This window comes from Actinomyces sp. oral taxon 897 (assembly GCF_002999235.1).
In the GTDB taxonomy this organism is placed as follows: Bacteria; Actinomycetota; Actinomycetes; order Actinomycetales; family Actinomycetaceae; genus Actinomyces.
The window spans coordinates 528,473-540,793 of record NZ_CP027236.1 but is presented as its reverse complement, the minus strand read 5'-3'; the positions used below and the strand labels follow the sequence as shown (position 1 = coordinate 540,793).

General features: G+C 74.0%; 11 protein-coding genes. 4 read left to right on the top strand and 7 right to left on the bottom strand.

The window, feature by feature from the left end; genetic code table 11:
* Window positions 1-17 precede the first annotated feature (17 nt).
* The 4 genes from C3V41_RS02175 to hisH form a co-directional block, all read right to left on the bottom strand.
* The gene (locus C3V41_RS02175; RefSeq protein WP_106108912.1) at window positions 18-1,739 is read right to left on the bottom strand and encodes a hypothetical protein; all 1,722 of its coding nucleotides are present in this window, start codon (window positions 1,737-1,739) and stop codon (window positions 18-20) included.
* Between the two features lie 246 nt (window positions 1,740-1,985).
* The gene (locus C3V41_RS02170; protein WP_106110602.1) at window positions 1,986-2,762 is read right to left on the bottom strand and encodes an SseB family protein; all 777 of its coding nucleotides are present in this window, start codon (window positions 2,760-2,762) and stop codon (window positions 1,986-1,988) included.
* Window positions 2,763-3,298: 536 nt separating this feature from the next.
* A complete protein-coding gene (gene priA / locus C3V41_RS02165; RefSeq protein WP_106108911.1) occupies window positions 3,299-4,075 on the bottom strand; it encodes a bifunctional 1-(5-phosphoribosyl)-5-((5-phosphoribosylamino)methylideneamino)imidazole-4-carboxamide isomerase/phosphoribosylanthranilate isomerase PriA in 777 nt (258 codons plus the stop codon).
* Window positions 4,076-4,136: 61 nt separating this feature from the next.
* Window positions 4,137-4,775 (bottom strand): imidazole glycerol phosphate synthase subunit HisH, encoded by a 639-nt coding sequence (gene hisH, locus C3V41_RS02160; protein WP_106108910.1) that lies wholly within the window; start codon window positions 4,773-4,775, stop codon window positions 4,137-4,139.
* A 97-nt stretch (window positions 4,776-4,872) separates the two neighbouring features.
* On the opposite strand from hisH, the gene C3V41_RS02155 reads away from it, so the two are divergent.
* On the top strand, window positions 4,873-6,564 hold the full coding sequence (locus tag C3V41_RS02155; RefSeq protein ID WP_246742077.1) for a serine/threonine-protein kinase: 1,692 nt from the start codon (window positions 4,873-4,875) through the stop codon (window positions 6,562-6,564).
* A 106-nt stretch (window positions 6,565-6,670) separates the two neighbouring features.
* Here the strand turns inward: C3V41_RS02155 and C3V41_RS02150 are convergent, their stop codons facing one another.
* Genes C3V41_RS02150 through C3V41_RS02140 form a run of 3 tightly spaced genes read right to left on the bottom strand, consistent with a single transcriptional unit; the run spans window position 6,671 to window position 9,290 of the window.
* The gene (locus tag C3V41_RS02150; RefSeq protein WP_106108909.1) at window positions 6,671-7,495 is read right to left on the bottom strand and encodes a hypothetical protein; all 825 of its coding nucleotides are present in this window, start codon (window positions 7,493-7,495) and stop codon (window positions 6,671-6,673) included.
* Window positions 7,492-8,094, bottom strand: coding sequence for an imidazoleglycerol-phosphate dehydratase HisB (gene hisB, locus C3V41_RS02145; RefSeq protein WP_106108908.1), 603 nt, complete (start codon window positions 8,092-8,094; stop codon window positions 7,492-7,494). Before hisB ends, C3V41_RS02150 begins: the two co-directional genes overlap by 4 nt.
* Window positions 8,091-9,290: a histidinol-phosphate transaminase gene (locus C3V41_RS02140; RefSeq protein ID WP_106108907.1), complete on the bottom strand. Its 1,200-nt coding sequence runs from the start codon at window positions 9,288-9,290 to the stop codon at window positions 8,091-8,093. Before C3V41_RS02140 ends, hisB begins: the two co-directional genes overlap by 4 nt.
* A gap of 107 nt (window positions 9,291-9,397) precedes the next feature.
* Between C3V41_RS02140 and amrB the strand changes: the two genes are divergently transcribed.
* From amrB to amrS, 3 genes are read left to right on the top strand one after another with little or no spacing between them, the layout of a single operon-like run.
* A complete protein-coding gene (gene amrB / locus C3V41_RS13350; RefSeq protein ID WP_217350947.1) occupies window positions 9,398-10,270 on the top strand; it encodes an AmmeMemoRadiSam system protein B in 873 nt (290 codons plus the stop codon).
* 6 nt (window positions 10,271-10,276) lie between these two features.
* Window positions 10,277-10,975, top strand: coding sequence for an AmmeMemoRadiSam system protein A (amrA, locus tag C3V41_RS13345; protein ID WP_217350946.1), 699 nt, complete (start codon window positions 10,277-10,279; stop codon window positions 10,973-10,975).
* Window positions 10,972-12,270 carry an AmmeMemoRadiSam system radical SAM enzyme gene (gene amrS / locus C3V41_RS02130; RefSeq protein ID WP_254423647.1) on the top strand — a complete coding sequence of 433 codons (1,299 nt, stop codon included), beginning with the start codon at window positions 10,972-10,974 and terminating at the stop codon, window positions 12,268-12,270. Before amrA ends, amrS begins: the two co-directional genes overlap by 4 nt.
* Window positions 12,271-12,321: the final 51 nt, after the last annotated feature.

The window sequence follows — 12,321 nt, the reverse complement described above, 5'->3', positions numbered from 1 at the left end:
GGAGTGATGAGAAGCAGCTAAGCGGCTGGTGCCCAGGGTGCCCGACGTCCACCAAAGAGTATCAAGGAGGCCGTCGTGACCCGCTCCGGGGTCGGCCAGGGTCGGTCCGGCGGGGTCGACGGCGGGGCGGAGGGCGGTGTCGACGGCCGGTCCGGCGGGGCGGAGCTGGCGGGACCGGAGGGGACGGCGCTCGCGGCCGCGCTCGTAGGCGCGGCGCCCAGGACGGAGACCAGGGTGGAGGCGGGTCCGCTGGTCGCCGGCTGCCAGGTGTAGCGGCCACCAGCGCCGTCAGCACCCGCGGTGGCACCCGGGCCCGTGGGCAGACCGGGAGCCAGGAGGGTCACGGTGACCGGGCTGCCGGCCCCGGACTTGTCCACGTAGAAGAGGAGGGAGCCGCCCCTGGTGGTCGTGGGCGAGTAGCGGCTGGTCCTGGGCGTGCCCAGGGTCCACACGGGCTCGGCGGTGGAGACGTCATAGGCGCCGAGGCCGCCGTCCCCCTGGCCGACCACTGTGCTCCCGGCCGTCCCGTGGAGGCTCTGGACGGGGAAGACGGTGTCGGGGGCCTGGGCCCGGACAGCCCCTGTGACGTAGTCGCTGCGCTGGTCCTGCCGTGCCCGTTCCCGCCACCACCACTGGGCGTCGGCGTGGCCGAGCCACGACGCCTCCTTCTGGGAGCCCAGCATGGTGGTCAAGGCGTCGTAGGAGAGGGGACGCGCAGGCGCCTCCTCCAGCATGTAGTCCACGAACGACGCCTGGACACCCAGGGCGACGGCCGTGGTGCCGCTGTAGGAGGAGACCTCGTGCCCCGCCTGGTCGTACAGGGTCACGCTGACGTCACGAAGGGACTGCCCGGCAGTCAGACTGAGCGGTCCTCGGTCTGAGGCGCCTACGTAGGCGGTGCCCTTCATGGTTACCTCACCTGACTGCGAGCCGTCGGCGGTCCTGAGGACGGACCACTTACCGCCCTGGCCGCCCAGGACCTCGGCGACCAGCCAGCCCTCCCCGACCCCGCTGCGGCCGATCCCCAGGCCGTTGACCCGCCAGATCTCCCTGCCCGAGACGTCCCAGGCAGCGACCCCCGCCGGGGCGTAGCCGGAGCCGTCAAAGACGTTGCCGACCACCGTCCCCTGGTAGACGCCCTTGAAGTCCGCCCCGGCGGCAATGGGGGTCACGCTGCCGTCGGTCATGTCAATGAGACCGACCCGGTCGCAGACCACGTGGTCAGCCACCGTCTGGGGCAGGCAGTGGACCTCGGGGGATCGGGGAGCCTCCAGCTCGTGGTCCTGCAGCTCCTTGCCGTGGACCCCGTCGTCGGCCGTACGGAAGCGGTGGTCCCTGAGGCTGAGGCTCCAGGCGACCGACCCGTCCGCCAGGTTCACACCGGTCAGGGTCGTGGCGTAGTAGTAGGGCTCGACGCTCATGACGGCCGTGTCCCCGGCGTCATCGACCCAGATCTGGGTGCTCTGGTGCCGGCTGGTGTCAGGACTCCCCGGCATCCTGCTCTCACGCATACCGTAGGCCTCTGTGTCGTGCGGGTCCCCCGGGAGCTCCACGCTCCAGGCCCCGTAGGCACCCTGGCCGTAGCGGGCGTCCAGGGAGGAGTCGCTACTGACCGTGTCCGCTCCGGTACCAGACGACGCCGGCACCCCCTGATCGCCGTCACCGGGCGAGGAGCAGGCGGACAGGGGCATGGCGGCAGCGAGCACAGCGGCCAGCAGACAGGGGAGACGGGAACGCATCTGGGCTCCTGGGGCGGGGTAACGAAGAACCTGTGTCAGGTTAGCGCAGGACGCCGCCCCGCCGTCTCCCGGGGACGTACTTAAGCGCCTTAGTCATCGGGGACGTACCTTAGCCATCGAGGACGCACCCTAGTCATTGGCAACGTACCTTTAGGGTACGTCGCCGCCAGCTAAGGTACGTCCCCGGTGACATGGGGGTAGGACGGGGCAGGGGGGCAGGGCAGGACGGGCAGGAGCCCGCACGCCTCAGGCCGGCAGGGGGACGAGCTCGACGGTGTCAATGAGCTCGCCCCAGGCGGGGTTGACCAGGACCTCCTGGCAGGCCGCCAGCGTGTCAGCCACCGCGCCGCGCCCGGCGGAGGCGTCCACGCGCAGGAGGATCCGCAGCTCGGACGCCTGCCCGGGGGCAAAGGCCACCGCCGTGACCCCCTCCAGGCCGCTGAGCTGGGCGGTGAGCTCGTCCTGGATGAGGGTGCTGCGCCAGGAGGGGACCCAGTCCTCCCCGCCTGCCAGGGCCACCACCGCGGGCCGGGGAAGGCGCAGGTCCCGGGTACCGGGGTCCAGGACCCACAGCTGGTCGGTGTGCTCGTAGGCCACCACCGCGGCGCGGCGCGGCTCCACCGGCACGGGGCGCACGTCGGCGCGCCAGGCGAGCATGGCGCCCACGCTGGTGAAGACCGGCAGGGCAATGTGCCCGTCGGGCAGCTCGACGGCCAGGGTGGCGGCGTCGCGGGAGGCGTCGGCGGTGTGCACCGGGTGCGTGGACGCCTTCCCGCCGGGCGTCGGTCCTGCCGGTCGTGTCCGGGCGGGCAGGGCGTGGGCCTCCACGGGCACGATGACCCGGCTGGCGGCCAGGGCCGACCACAGGCGCTCCAGGAGCAGGTGGCGGGGCTGGTTCCCGGCGTCCAGCGCGTCCAGGGCCCGTGCCACGGCCGGGTCGGCGGCGCCGTCGTCCCCGGAGAAGGGCGTGGGGGACGACAGCAGCCGCTGCATCTTGGCCCGGGCCGCCTGGGCGCGGGCCAGGACGTCGGCCTCGGCCAGGGGCACCTCCAGGCGCCCGCCGGCCTGACGGGCGGCCCGGGCGCCCGTGCTCCAGGCACGGGCCATGGCCGCGTCCCCCGGGGTGGGCGGGGACGCGGGTCGCGGCCCGGGCAGTGCCCGGGGCACGTCCCCGGGGGTGGGCGGGGACGCGGCAGGCTGTGGTGCCTGCGGGTCCGCGCCCTGGAGGCCGTGCCCGACGCCAGCAGGCTCCTGCCCCGGGGTGCTGGGGGCGTCCGGGGGTGGTACTGACTCGCTCACGGCGCCACGCTACCGCCTGCCACACGTCCCCTGCCGAGCAGGGCCCCGCCTCGCGCTCAATGAGGTCCCGGACGGTGGGCGCCCCACCCTCTGCCGAGCACGCACCCCGCCCGCGACCAGTCGGGGCTGACAGGACACGCGCCACGCCCCTGGCGCCGAGCCCGCGGGAACCCAGGCCGCCCGCCCGTAGACGACTACATCCCTGATGCCGAGCCCGCGGGCGGTCGTCGGCCCCTGCGACGTCGTCCGCCGCCAGGCCCCTAGACGACCCGCTCCCTGCGGGCCACGGCCAGGGCGTCGGGCAGGGTGAAGTTGCCGTTGTAGAGGGCCTTGCCCACGATGGCGCCCTCAATGCCCTGGGGGACCAGGCCCGCCAGGGCCGCGATGTCGGACAGGTGGGCGATACCGCCGGAGGCCACCACGGCGGCGTCGGTCCGGGCGGCGACCTGCTGCAGGAGCTCGGTATTGGATCCGCTCAGGGTGCCGTCCTTGGTGACGTCGGTGACCACGTACCGGACGCAGCCGGCGGAGTTGAGCCGGTCCAGGACGTCCCACAGCTCACCACCCTGCCTGGTCCAGCCCCGGGCCGCCAGGGTGGTGCCGCGCACGTCCAGGCCCACGGCGATCCTCTCCCCGTGCTCGGCGATGACGCGCCCGGTCCACACCGGGTCCTCCAGGGCGGCGGTGCCCAGGTTGACCCGGGCCGCCCCGGCGGCCAGGGCCCGGGACAGGGAGGCGTCGTCACGAATACCCCCGGAGAGCTCGACCTTGATCCCGACCTCCCCGACGATGCGGGCCAGGAGGGCGGCGTTGGAGCCGCGCCCGAAGGCAGCGTCGAGGTCCACCAGGTGGATCCACTCCGCCCCGGCCTTTACCCAGTCTCGGGCCGCCTCCACGGGGCTGCCGTAGTCGGTCTCCGAACCGGCCTCGCCCTGGAGCAGGCGGACGGCCTTGCCGCCGGCGACGTCCACGGCGGGTAGCAGGACGAGAGGAGGGATGTGTCGTGGAACAGGGGGCTGGACGATCCAGGTGGTCATGAGGCCTCTCTCACGGTTTGTCAGGGGACGCCGTCGGCTGCTCCGAGGGCGGTGGGCAGGATCACAGGGTAGTCAGCCAGTTGCGCAGGAGCTGCGCCCCCGCGTCCCCGGACTTCTCCGGGTGGAACTGGGTGGCGCACAGGGCCCCGTTCTCGACGGCGGCGACGAAGTCCTCCCCGTGCGTGGCCCAGGTGGCCAGGGGCAGGCGCATGGGGCCAGCGTCCATGAGCCCGGCGGGGTCGGTGGTGGCGGCGTAGGAGTGGACGAAGTAGAAGCGCTCCCCCTCCACGCCCTGGAACAGGACGGTTCCCCGCGCCGGGCGCACCGGCGACCAGCCCATGTGGGGCACCACCGGGGCGTTGAGGCGACGCACGGTCCCGGGCCACTGCGCCAGGCCCCGGCGTGCGGTGCCGTGCTCCTGGCTGGACTCGAACATGACCTGCATGCCTACGCAGATGCCCAGGACCGGCCGTCCGCCGGCCAGGCGCCGCTCAATGAGACGGGGGGCGTGGACGGCGGCGAGCTGGTCCATGACCGCCCCGAAGGCGCCGACTCCCGGCACGAGGAGGCCGTCGGCGCCCTCCACGGCGGCGGGCTCAGCCGTGAGCTCCACGCTGGCACCCACCCGTTCCAGGGCGCGTACGGCCGAGCGTACGTTGCCGCTGCCATAGCTCAGGACGACGACTCTGGGCTGCCTCATAACCGTAGGGTACCGACGACGGCGGGCCGCGTCAGCCCCCGACGGGGTCACGGCGAGGCGCCGCGACCAGGAGCTGGGGGTAGGCGAGGATAATCCTGTGAGACCCCTGGTACCCGCTGCCGCACTGCCCCCGATCCCCGGTGTCCGCCTCGACGGCGTCCTGGGGCGGGGCGGCTTCGCCACCGTCTACTCGGGCACGCAGGTCTCCCTGGAGCGGCCCGTCGCCGTCAAGGTCGACTCCCGCGCCCTGGACGACCCGCGCAACCGCCGCCGGTTCCTGCGCGAGGTGCAGGCGTCCAGCCGGATCTCCGGCCACCCCCACGTGGTCTCCCTCATTGACACCGGGGTCCTGGAGGACGGACGCCCCTACCTGGTCATGGAGCGCTGTGACGGAGGCAACCTGGCCGACATGATCGACCAGGGTCCGATACCCGCCTCCGACGCCGTGGCCCTCATTGAGGCGGCGGCCTCCGCCCTGGGCGCCGCCCACGGCGCCGGGGTACTCCACCGCGACGTCAAGCCGGGCAATATCCTGCTGGACTCCTACGGCTCACCCCGGCTGTCGGACTTCGGCATCGCCGCCATCCAGCGCGAGGGCCAGGAGCCCACCGTCACCCTGGAGTGCCTCACCCCCGACTACGCGCCCCCTGAGGCCTTCGCCCTGGCCGCCCCCACCCCCGCCGGGGACGTGTGGTCCATGGGGGCGGTCCTCATGGCCCTGGTCACCGGGCACGGGCCCCGGCGGGGAGAGGGCGGCCAGATCCAGAGCCTGACCCAGATCGTCGGGCGCATTAACGAGCCCGTGGTCCTGGACAGCCCCTTCCTGCCCGCCGCCATGGTCCCCGTCCTGGCCCGGGCCATGGCCCCCGACCCGTCCGACCGCTTCGCCGACGGCCAGGAGCTGACGGCGGTGCTGACGACCCTGCGCGAGGCCCTGGGCGAGGGCCGTATGACCGTGACCGGGCCGATCACGACCCTGCGCCTGAGCCGGTCCCCTGAGGGGGCGCCCACCCCGGGGTCACCGACGTCCACACGGGCCATGGGCCCCACGCCCCCGGGTACGCCGGACGACGGGGACCGGGGGCGTGGGGCCCCGGACGGGTCCGCCTACGCCGCCTCCGAGCGGGAGGTCTCCCTGCGGCGTCGGGCGCTGGCGCTGGGCACGGTGACGGGGCTGGTCGCGGGCGCGTGCCTGGGTGTGGCGGGAGGCTGGTGGGCGTGGGGGGCGCAGACCGCGCAGGTGGCCTCCGGCACACCCTCTGTCACCGAGACGGTACCGGGCACGGCAGAGAGCCTCCCGAGCCCCTCGGAGCCTGCCGAGACCACCCCGCCCGGTGACGAGGCCACCGAGGACGTCCAGGACACCGCCAGTCCTGCTGAGGCCGACAGCACCCTGCCACCCAGCGTGAGCACGACCGGCCCCGCCGAGCCCGTACCCTCGCCCACGCCCCAGCCGCAGATCAACCCGGAGCCGCCCTACGCGGTAGGCACCTGCCTGAAGAAGCTCAGCTCGAGCTCTGACCGCTCCACCGCCAAGGCCGTCAGCTGCTCTAAGAACCACTCCTGGACCGTCTTCGCCGTCGGGACCCTGGACCCCTCCACACCCAGCTCCCTGGATGACGACATGGCCCAGGATCCCCAGGTCGCACGGATGTGCAGGATCGACTTCGCCCGTGCCCTCATCCCCGACATCAACGAGGACGCCCAGACCTACGTGCTGGGCCCCAGCGAGGCCCAGTGGGCGGCCGGCCAGCGCGGCTTCTCCTGCCTGGTGGAGGCGGGCGACTAGGGCGCAGCCCAGACCGGACGCCTCGTGGGGGCGGGCGGGCCGGGTCCCGGCACGCGCCGCCGGGCCCGGGCGTCAGCCCGGGACAGCGCCCTCAGTCCTGGGGCCCTCAGTCCTGGGACGGGCGGCGCAGGCCCCGGCTGAGCCAGCGCATGGTCCGGGGGACCCTGACCTCGGAGGACCTCATGGCGCCGGGGACGTCCTCGGCCCTGGTCACGCCCAGCAGGACGTCCTCGACCACCTGGTCCACCCCGGAGAGGATGAGCCCGGCGCTGGCCTCCTGGCCCGCCTGGCCGCCCACGTAGCCGCGCGCGGTGATGGTGCCCGACAGGCCGGACTCCACGCCCACGTCAGAGGCCAGGTCGGCGGTCAGGAGCACCGCCCCGGCCCGGGACAGGCGGGAGAGGGTCGCGGCCAGCTCCGCGGCCTCGGCGGGCTCGGTGTCCGCGCCCCCCAGGAGCTCCTCGATGTCCCACTCGGCGTGGGCGGAGACGAACTCCTTGACCGCGAACGCCCCCGAGCGGGCCGGGACCACCACGCAGTCCAGGTCGCTCATGGACACCAGGGCGGCCAGCGCCTCCGCGTTGGTCAGCGGGGTCAGGACCACGGCCACCTTGACGGCCCTGGCCTCGGGGACGCCGGCGTCCAGGGCGGCTGACAGGGCAGCCACCTGGGCGCGCTGCTCCTCGGTGAGCTCGTCCTCCTGGGGAGGCTTGTAGGTGTTGTGGGGCACGCTGTCGGGGTCCACCCGGCCGGTCAGCGGCGCCTCCCGAGGCTGCGGTCCTTCTGCGGCCAGCTCGAGCCGGCTGCCCGGGGCCGACGTCCCGTCCAGGTCCTGACGCAGATCCGCCGGGAGGTCAAGGTCTCCCATGAGGGCGGCGAACTCGGCGTCAAGGTCACGTTCCTCTCCGGAGGGACTGGTGGGCTGGCTCATGACAGGGCTCCCTTGGTTGAGGGGATGGTGTCCACGCGGGGGTCGTCCTCCACGGCGGCCCGCAGGGCGCGGGCCAGGGACTTGAACTCGGCTTCAGCAATATGATGAGGGTCACGTCCGGAGACGACGCGCACGTGCAGGCAGATCCCGGCGTGGTAGGCGATGGCCTCCAGGACGTGGCGGACCATGGACCCGGTGAAGTGCCCGCCGATGAGGTGGTGGATAAAGGCCTCGGACTCCCCGGTGTGGACCAGGTAGGGCCGTCCCGAGATGTCCACCACGGCCTCGGCCAGGGCCTCGTCCAGGGGCACGCACGCCTGCCCGAACCGCCGGATGCCGCGCTTGTCACCCAGGGCGACGCGCAGGGCCTCGCCGATGCAGATGGCCGTGTCCTCCACGGTGTGGTGGACGTCAATGTGGGTGTCCCCGCTGGCCCGCACCTTCAGGTCGATCAGGGAGTGGCGGCCCAGGGCGGTGAGCATGTGGTCGTAGAAGGGCACCGTGGTGTCCACGTCCGTGGCGCCGGTGCCGTCCAGGTCGAGCTCGACGACGACGCTGGACTCGCTGGTGACCCGCTCAATACGGGCGGTACGGCTCATAGCTGCTCCTGGGTGGTTGCGGTGGCGTCCCGGCCGGCTCCCCGGGGCGCGCCGTCGTGGGACAGGTCGACGTCGCCGAGCACGCCGACCAGGGCGTCACGGAACAGGGCCATCTCCTCCGGGGTCCCCACGGACACCCGCAGGCAGCCCTCGGGACCGACCTCGCGCACCAGGACGCCGCGGCCCAGGAGGGCCCGGAAGACGGCGTGGCGGTCGGGCAGGTGGCCGAACAGGACGAAGTTCGCGTCGGAGTCGTAGGCGGTCAGGCCCTGGGCGCGCAGCCAGGTCACGGTGGCGTCACGCTCGTCCCGCAGGGAGGCGACCTGGGCCATGAGCTCCTCACGGTGCCCCAGGGCGGCGCACGCCGCCGCCTGGGTGAGCGCGGAGAGGTGGTAGGGCAGGCGGACCACGCGCAGGACGTCCACCACCGCCCGGCAGGCCGCCAGGTAGCCCAGGCGCAGCCCGGCCATGCCAAAGGCCTTGCTCATGGTGCGCGCCACCGCCAGGTGCGGGTAGGCGTCGTCGCGCAGCAGCTCCAGGGCGCTGGGCGTACCGGGACGGCGGAACTCGCCGTAGGCCTCGTCCACCACGACCAGGGCGTCGGTCGGGCCGTCAGCGCCCACCGGGCCGCTGCCACGGGCGGCGTCCAGCACGGTGGTAAGGTCCTCCAGCCCCAGGGCGGTGCCGGTGGGGTTGTTGGGGCTGGCCAGGAGGACCACGGCCGGGCGATGGCGGGCGATGGCGGCGGTGACGACGCCCGTGTCCAGGGCCAGGTCCTCCCGGCGCGGCCCGGTGACGTAGGTGGTCAGGGTGTCCCGGGCGTACTCGGGGTACATGGAGTAGGTGGGGGTGAAGGACAGGCAGGTGCGGCCCGGCCCGCCGAAGGCCTGGAGGACGTGGAGCATGACCTCGTTGGAGCCGTTGGCGGCCCAGATGTTCTCCCAGGGCAGGCGCACCGCGGACTCGGCGGCCAGGTAGTCGGCCAGGGCCGCGCGCAGGACCGGGAAGTCACGGTCCGGGTAGCGGTTGAGCCCCGTGGCGGCCCGGGCCACGGCGTCGGTGACGGACCTGACGACTGCGGGCGAGGGCGGGTAGGGGTTCTCGTTGACGTTGAGGCGTGCGGGTACGTCCAGCTCAGGGGCACCGTAGGGACTCTGCCCCACCAGGTCCGGACGTACAGGAAGACTCACGCTCACGTACCCGAGTGTACGGGTGTATCCCGTCAACGCCCACCGCTGGGGCCAACGACCCGTTATCCTGGGAAGACCGCCACAGTCCAGGCGCACGAACAAGGAGCGTTCCCGTGAGCCAGACAGCACTGCCAGTGCGCCCGCCCGCGGTGGCGGGCTACTTCTACCCGGCCGAGCCCGCCCGGCTGCGCGGGCAGGTGGAGGCCATGCTGGAGCAGGCGCGCGCCGACCTCGCCGGGGACGGGTGCGGCGCCGGGGACGGGCGCGTCGGTACCAGCCCGTCCGGTCTGGCGGCCCTGATCGTGCCCCACGCCGGGTACGTCTACTCCGGGCCGACGGCGGCCCGGGCCTGGGCGCTGGCCGGGTCCCTGCGCGGGCGCCTTGAGCGGGTGGTCATGCTGGGCCCCACCCACCGGGTGGGCGTACGCGCCATGGCCCTGCCCGGGTGCCGGGCCATGGACACCCCGCTGGGCGCGGTGGAGGTGGAGGTGCCCCCGCAGCTGGCGGCCCTGGAGGAGGAGGGGCTGGTGGTGACCCGTCCCGACGTCCACGCCGAGGAGCACTGCCTGGAGGTGCAGCTGCCCTTCCTGTCCACGGTCCTGCCGGGCGTCCCCGTGGTACCCCTGGCGGTGGGGCGGGTCTCCCCCGCCCAGGCGGCACAGGCGGTCCGCCTCTTCCTGGGCGACCCGGGCAGCCTCGTGGTGGTCAGCTCCGACCTGTCCCACTACCTGCCCCTGGCCAGGGCACGCCAGGTGGACGCGGGCACGGTCGCCCGGATCCTGGCGCTGGACCCCGACGTCACCCACGCGCAGGCGTGCGGGGCCACCAGCGTCAACGCCCTGCTCCTGGCCGCCCGTGAGCGCCACCTGGAGGCCGAGCTCCTGGGCACGGCGACCTCCGCGGACACCATTGGCAGCCCTGAGAGGGTGGTGGGCTACTGCGCCGTCGCCCTGCGCTCCCGGGACGCCGACGGCGCTGGTAGGTAGGCGACCGTGACACCCGTACCCGCCCCGTCGCCGCCCGCCCAAGCCGGCCTGGTCCTGCTCCCGCTGGCCCGGCAGGCCATTGCCCGCCGCCTGGGGGTCCCCCACACCGCCCCGCCCCCCGCCGGGGCCGACGCCGCCTGGCTCCAGGAGGAGGGCGCCAGCTTCGTCACCCTCACCCTGGACGGCGCCCTGCGCGGCTGCATCGGCTCACTGAGGGCCTACCGGTCCCTGCGTGCGGACGTGGAGGACAACGCTGTGACGGCCGCCACCAGGGACCCCCGCTTTCCCACCCTCACCGCCGTCGAGCTGGGGGCGGTCTGCCTGGAGGTCTCGGTGCTCTCGGCCCCCGCGCCCCTGGAGGCGGGCAGCCAGGCGGAGCTGCTGGCGAGGCTGCGTCCCGGCGTGGACGGGGTGGTCCTGAGCGCCAGCGGACACCGTGCCACCTTCCTGCCCCAGGTGTGGTCCGACCTGCCCGACCCGGCCCGTTTCCTGGAGCTCCTGCGCCGTAAGGCCGGGCTCCCACCCGGCTACTGGGGTCCGGACGTGGTGGTCGAGACCTACACGGTCACCGCCTGGAAGGAGGCCGCCCCGGGTGCCGGCACGCCGGGACCAGAGGGCCAGCCGGAGCCGGGAGGCCGACCGGGACCAGGGGACCAGCCGGGACCGGGGAGCCAGCCGGGCACGTCGGTGGACGGTGCCCCGTGAACCGGGCGACGCCGCCCGCCCCCGCGGACCAGCGCGGGGACCGGTACAGCCGTTCGCAGACGGACCAGCACGACCAGGGCGTGCCCGACCTGGGGCACGTAGGCGCCGTGCCGGGGCGCGCCAGCTCGGTCCCGGGGGCCGGCCCACGCTACGACCTGGGCCAGGAGCGCACCGACCCGGTTCCGGGGGCCAGCCCGGCCGTGGACGGGGACGGCGTCGACCAGGAGTACCGGGCGCGCTGGTGGCACCCGGTGCCCGACGGGCGTCTGCGCTGCGAGGTGTGCCCGAGGCGGTGCACCCTGCGCGACGGGCAGCGGGGCTTCTGCTTCGTGCGGGCCCGCCACGGGGACGCCATCGTCCTGACCACCTACGGGCGCTCCTCCGGGTTCGTCCTGGACCCGGTCGAGAAGAAGCCGCTGGCGCACGTGCTGCCCGGCTCCACGGTCCTGTCCTTTGGCACCGCGGGCTGCAACCTGGCGTGCAGGTACTGCCAGAACTGGGAGATCTCCACCTCCCGGGACGTGGACACGCTCGCCGCCAGCGCCTCCCCCGCCGCGCTGGCCCGGGCCGCCGGGCGGGAGGGCGCCGTGGGCGTGGCCTTCACCTACAACGACCCGGTGGTGTTCGCCGAGTACGCCATTGACGTCACCCGGGCCTGCCACGACGTCGGGCTCCTGGGGATCGCGGTCAGCGCCGGGTGGATCGAGCCCGCCCCCAGGCGGGAGCTCTTCGGGGCCGTGGACGCGGCCAATATCGACCTCAAGGGGTTCACCGACGACTTCTACCGGCGCGTCACCGGGGCGCGCCTGGCCGACGTCCTGGACACCCTGGTGGAGGTGCGGGCCCTGGGGACCTGGCTGGAGATCACCACCCTGCTCATCCCCGGGTACAACGACTCCGACGCCGAGATAGCCGCCGAGTGCGCCTGGGTCGCCGCCGAGCTCGGGGTCGAGGTGCCGGTGCACTTCTCCGCCTTCCACCCGGCCCACCGCATGCTGGACGTGGCCCGCACCCCGCCCTCCACCCTGGTGCGGGCCCGGGACATCGCCCACGACGCCGGGCTGGCGCACGTCTACCTGGGCAATGTGCGCCTGGCCGACGGCGCCACCACCCGCTGCGCCGGCTGCGGGGCCCTCCTGGTGGACCGGGCGGGCTACCACGTCACCACCTACCGGATCACCCCGCAGGGAACCTGTCCGCAGTGTGGTCGTACGGTTCCCGGTATCTGGGACCCGGCTGGTCCGCCGCCCGAGGTGGGCCAGTGGTGGTCGCGCCGGGTGGAGGTGGGGCGGTAGCCGCCCCTCCCCCGGGGCCGGGCGTCGCCTGTCTATAGCGGTGCGTGCTCG

Bases quoted from the DNA above. Each gene is read 5' to 3' on its own strand.
- C3V41_RS02175 (WP_106108912.1), bottom strand. From the start codon at position 1,739: ATGCGTTCCCGTCTCCCCTGTCTGCTGGCCGCTGTGCTCGCTGCCGCC.
- priA (WP_106108911.1), bottom strand. From the start codon at position 4,075: ATGACCACCTGGATCGTCCAGCCCCCTGTTCCACGACACATCCCTCCT.
- hisH (WP_106108910.1), bottom strand. From the start codon at position 4,775: ATGAGGCAGCCCAGAGTCGTCGTCCTGAGCTATGGCAGCGGCAACGTA.
- C3V41_RS02150 (WP_106108909.1), bottom strand. From the start codon at position 7,495: ATGAGCCAGCCCACCAGTCCCTCCGGAGAGGAACGTGACCTTGACGCC.
- hisB (WP_106108908.1), bottom strand. From the start codon at position 8,094: ATGAGCCGTACCGCCCGTATTGAGCGGGTCACCAGCGAGTCCAGCGTC.